The following is a 4,553-nucleotide window of genomic DNA, read 5'->3' on the forward strand; positions in this document are numbered from 1 at the left end:
GTGTCACTCGCTCTTCGGTATTCAAGTGGCTGTAGGTCTTTTTCATCGCAACACCTTACCTCAGGTGTTGCACTTGCTCCTTGAGACCGCCCAGTTCGGAACGGATGATGTGCGTCTTGTAGATCAAGAATCCTTTTCGGAGCATCTAGAGCATTTGATGAGTAAAGGCATTGTCAAATTTGAGCCTGTATTTGTTCTTGGTGCTTATGGCAAGGAAATGCAGGTTCTTGTTCACGTAAAGGGGGCGTAATCATGGGTAAGCCTAGGTCGGAAATTCAAGTTCACAATCAGTCAATCAAGGCGCGACAGATTTTGCTAGAGGACGTACTTGCCGATGTTGAAAAATACGTTTCAAATGAGGTTGTTACTTCCGCTCTAAAAAATCAGGGAGCTTTGGCTTCCCTTTCTTACAAGTTCGATTTGGCTGGCCAGCAATACGCTATCGCCCCCACGAGTCTGAACACCCTCAAAAAAAAATCCGATGAATTACTTGGTTATCACGGTTTCGCAGGGCTAGAGCGTCTTAGGAGCGTGGCTAAGGATGCAATTGCTGCGTATGCCGAAAGGGGCAACAAGCCTACCAAGAAGACCAAAAATGGGCTAGAGCAAATTAATAGCGAGTTAGAATGCACGGTGGTCGCACTGCGCCGCGCTAATTTCAGGTTACTTCAAGGGCTTTCCACTGCTATATCGGGAATCAAAGAAACCAGGGATGGTTCTAGTGAGGCTGTTAGAAATAAAAGCGCTAGCGAAGCCGTAAATGCACTGTTGGCAATAGTCTCGCTTAATGAGTCTCCTTTTGATGTGATTCCATCTCACGAGAATATCCAGTCTTTAAAGGTAGTAAGGAGTGAGTAATTTCCATGAGCGTAAGCTTTATTCAGTGGTTCCTGAGCTTGAGTTGTTTGACCACAACGCACTGGGGAAGCTCGTGACTAGGGATGCCAGCAATCTGACATTCATCAATTGGCCAAACGGGGCACCCTGTTTTGCCGCGAATCTCTACATGCTTTCCCTTACGGTTCGCCCCAATAGGATGAAGCGTAAAGGGTTAGCGCGTACAGGTAGAAAAGGTGGGACGATTGGTGAGTATGCTCAAAAAATCAGTCAGTTGGTTAGATTCTGTTATGCTTCAAACATTGATTTTATAGATCTATCAGATAACGACTTTACGCGTTTTATTCATCATCTAAGTACGGAAGTAGATCCCAAAAATCTTCGTGAGAAGAAGAAAGCCACACTCACCGTTGTAGACGTTGGGACTGTATGTATAGACTTCCTAAAGTATATTGGAGGGCTTTATGAGCAACCCAGTTTCGTCGCGATTGGAGGGCGAATAAAGATTACTGAAAACGTTACAGTGAAAAAAGATAAGCGTGGTCGTGATTATGCTGTGCACAGTGTGTGGCATCATGCATTTCCACCTGGTGGTAGGAGGCACGAGCGGAATGCGATTCCTGCTGTTCATGTCGACCAGCTCAGGAGCGCTGTCGATGAAATGGGGGGCTCACGGTTCATCAAGATTCGGCGGCATGCATTTATCTCAACATTGGAAAACTCTGGGGCTAGGCTTTCAGAGGTTGCGAGTCTTAAGGTCGTAGATGTCCTGACCGCGTATGAGATGAAGCATCCTATGCTTAGGTTTATCACGCTGAAGGGCGACGACAGCGAGGAAAGGGAAATACCCGTAAATAAGATGTTTCTCAATGAACTGATCTCATACATTGAGTTTCACAGGGGTAAAGTTGTAAGAAATAAATTTTCGAGTATTAAAGATCATGGCTTCGTATTTGTATCATCAGCAACCGGAACTCCGCTTTCAGAAACATCCCTTGGTAATGAGATCGGTTCAGTGCGCAGGTTTGCTGGCATCGAGGAACAAGCATGCGCGCACATGTTTCGCCACTCGTTTATAACGAACTTGGTAATGGAGTTTGTACAGCGGGATAGATATAGGCGTGCAGGAGACTTTGAAGTCAGGTTGCTTTCTGATGAAAGCTATCTTGAGGAGGTTAAGATGTATACCGGCCAGAAATCAATTGCGACTATCATGGGCTATGTACATGCAGCATTCAAGGAGATTGAGGGGTATAGCACTACAGTTAGCAATGTTTTCCTAATTCGAGCCATGGAGCAGTTCGATAAATACTCTCGTAAACTCAGAGCCCATCTCGGCTCTACCCTTACAATTCAAGAATATAACGTAGAGATGGAGAAGCTTGAGGCTTTAAGAGATGATGACTTTGCTCGTGAGCTTGCAAGAGAGAAAACGGTCAAAGGAATCGCTCCGATTCTGCCTGGCCGCGAATGATTCGGTGAATTCTGGCACGGGTCTATCATTCACACGGTAGTGTTGAGATACCATGGTTCATTAGCAATGGATTCAAGTCTTGGGCTTAAGGTTAGGAGAAGGTTTTGTTGCTGCTTTCACGCCTCTGGAACCTTATCAGCCCCGACCGTCGCTCCGAGTGGGAGAAAGCGCGTGAACGCGAGTTCATCCTGGCGGCGAACTCCTTGAAGACCCTCAAGGTGACACCGGAGGGCGGGATGTCCATCGATCCTGAAGAGCTTCGCGAACAGATCGTCGCTTCACGTGAGCAGTTGAAGCATCTCGTCCACAAACCAGGAGCGGCTAGCGGCTCATTCGAAGTTGCGGCAGACATTCGGGTGGAACAGGGAGCGAGTGCCACCATAGAGGCTTCTATGAGCACCATGGACTGTATTGAGGTGGTGGCTTGGCGTCGGATGCAGACTGGCGCTGCAGTTCGCTACGTGTGCCTCCAGTCTATGAGTAAGGGACAATTCGCTGTCGCTTCAGCAAGCATGTTCACAGGAGCCATAGAGAGTCTCCCCACTTGGGTCGATGGCAATACCAATAGGCAAATCGCGAACGCTCTACAACTTGGTGATCTCCAGTGGTACGCGGCTGTGAGCGAGGCTATGGATGCTTGGGATGCGGAGCTTTGATGACCCTGAGCTTTCAGTTGGGGCGCGCCCCTGCGGGGAGCGGCTGTCGTGTACCGAGCCCTTGCGATGCCAAGGTCTCGGCCCTCCGGGCTTCCATCCCACACGCCTGCGCGCTCCGCTTGCCATGCCTACCAGGCACGTGATCACCTGTCTTCGGTTCGAGCGGTCGCACACGCTGTGCTACATCCATACTTCAATGGACTCATCGCTTTCGCATAGGTGAGGGTAGGTATACACCCCTCTGGTAGTTCAAGCTTCGAACAAAGCACGGCATGCGTTCATCAAAGCGGTTGCGTCATGGAGAGCTCGGTGGTGCCTAGTCGTGGGCAGTAGGCGATAAATGTCACTGGCAGCCTCCCGACCCACAAACACTTCCAAAGGCTTCAACTCGAAGGTCGGCATCAGGTCTGCTGCTTCGTAGAGGACATCGAGCCAAAAAACATCTTGAGGTGAGTCGCTGCAAAGCACCTGCCCTGAAAACAGCTGATTCATTCGTTCCGCCACAGTTGGTGGGGCATCACCTTCCTGAAGTAAATGATCCTGAGTAAGACCATGCATGTCTTGCGCATCGAACGACCAATGCGTCCAATAGCGGGCTGGCTTTATCAACGAACTGAACCAGGTTTCATTCGACACGACAGCCACCTCAATGGGATAGCTATCTGGGGCTATCCCTGATGCCTCGAAATCGATAAAAAAAGAAGGCCGTTCCACCTTGCTGCTCCGGTTTGAAGGTTGCGACTTTCAGCGGCTACACCGACTGCTCGTGTGTTTGCGCCGCCATCGCTCGAACCAGCCGTTCTAACTGTTAGCAGCCTTTGCAAGTCGATGGTTTTGCACATGCTGCATCTCACGCTCCCATTCATTCACAAACTTGTCCCAGTCTGTGGCGTAGGGCCCATCAGGAACTCTGGTCGACCCGATGCTTGCTTGGTGGAAACGCTCTCTCCAGGGTTGCGGAATAGTCTTCTCCAAAATGATGTCGATTCCGGAGTTATGACGCATCACCGAGACAGAGTTACGAACCTCAATGAGGTCGAGTAGCTTATCGCTACAGGGGGTGTCGTTTCGCTCTTGGTCGTCGAGATCATCGAGGATGACAAGGAGGTCGGATGCGTTGGGATCACCAGGACGGAGGCATGCAAGGGCCCACAGAACCCTTCGCCTAGTCCTCTCACGCTCGCGGAGTAAATCGCAGGTCATTTAAGCCTCCTTTTCACAAAGCAGGGCGGTGGTTATGGCGTGCCGCCTTCGGCGGATGGCTGGCGTGAACCGAGCCGTGGCAAGCCACGTCTCGTCCCTACGGGCGTCCATCCCACACGCCTGCGCGCTCCGCTTGCCCGATACTCGCAGCCAAAGGAAAGTCTGGCGCAGCGATCCTGAAGCCGGGGCGGGTGTTAGCGTGCCCTACGCACAGGACAATTACTTGTGGAGCTTACTAAAGCGACTCGATAGCGCTGCGGCTTCGGTAGTTTCCCAAGCTTCAGGATCAGATGTAGCGTTGAACATCGCCCATGCCCTCCACAGGAAAAATGCGGCAACCAAGCTCGACTCAATTACTGCAAATACCGTAGTGGTATACATAT

The 4,553-nt window shown here is 50.4% G+C and carries 5 protein-coding genes; 4 read left to right on the forward strand and 1 reads right to left on the reverse strand.

What is annotated here, in order from left to right; genetic code table 11:
* From GIW04_RS28100 to GIW04_RS28115, 4 genes are all read left to right on the forward strand, one after another.
* Nucleotides 1–250 (forward strand): hypothetical protein (locus GIW04_RS28100; RefSeq protein ID WP_236479424.1); only part of this gene is annotated, 250 nt, incomplete at its 5' end.
* A 2-nt stretch (nucleotides 251–252) separates the two neighbouring features.
* Complete coding sequence (locus GIW04_RS28105; RefSeq protein WP_050499460.1) at nucleotides 253–858, forward strand: hypothetical protein; 606 nt, start codon at nucleotides 253–255, stop codon at nucleotides 856–858.
* The gene (locus GIW04_RS28110) at nucleotides 851–2,311 is read left to right on the forward strand and encodes a tyrosine-type recombinase/integrase (RefSeq protein WP_047338034.1); all 1,461 of its coding nucleotides are present in this window, start codon (nucleotides 851–853) and stop codon (nucleotides 2,309–2,311) included. Before GIW04_RS28105 ends, GIW04_RS28110 begins: the two co-directional genes overlap by 8 nt.
* A gap of 104 nt (nucleotides 2,312–2,415) precedes the next feature.
* A complete protein-coding gene (locus tag GIW04_RS28115; protein WP_047338033.1) occupies nucleotides 2,416–2,967 on the forward strand; it encodes a hypothetical protein in 552 nt (183 codons plus the stop codon).
* A 249-nt stretch (nucleotides 2,968–3,216) separates the two neighbouring features.
* Here the strand turns inward: GIW04_RS28115 and GIW04_RS28120 are convergent, their stop codons facing one another.
* Nucleotides 3,217–3,681, reverse strand: a complete 465-nt coding sequence (locus GIW04_RS28120; protein WP_050499462.1) for a hypothetical protein — start codon at nucleotides 3,679–3,681, stop codon at nucleotides 3,217–3,219.
* Between the last annotated feature and the right edge of the window lie 872 nt (nucleotides 3,682–4,553).

It is taken from the genome of Pseudomonas sp. PA-4-8C (genome assembly GCF_021606625.1).
Lineage (GTDB): Bacteria > Pseudomonadota > Gammaproteobacteria > Pseudomonadales > Pseudomonadaceae > Aquipseudomonas > Aquipseudomonas lactis.

Coding starts and splice junctions, on each gene's coding strand:
- GIW04_RS28105 (WP_050499460.1), top strand. CDS start 253: ATGGGTAAGCCTAGGTCGGAAATTCAAGTTCACAATCAGTCAATCAAG.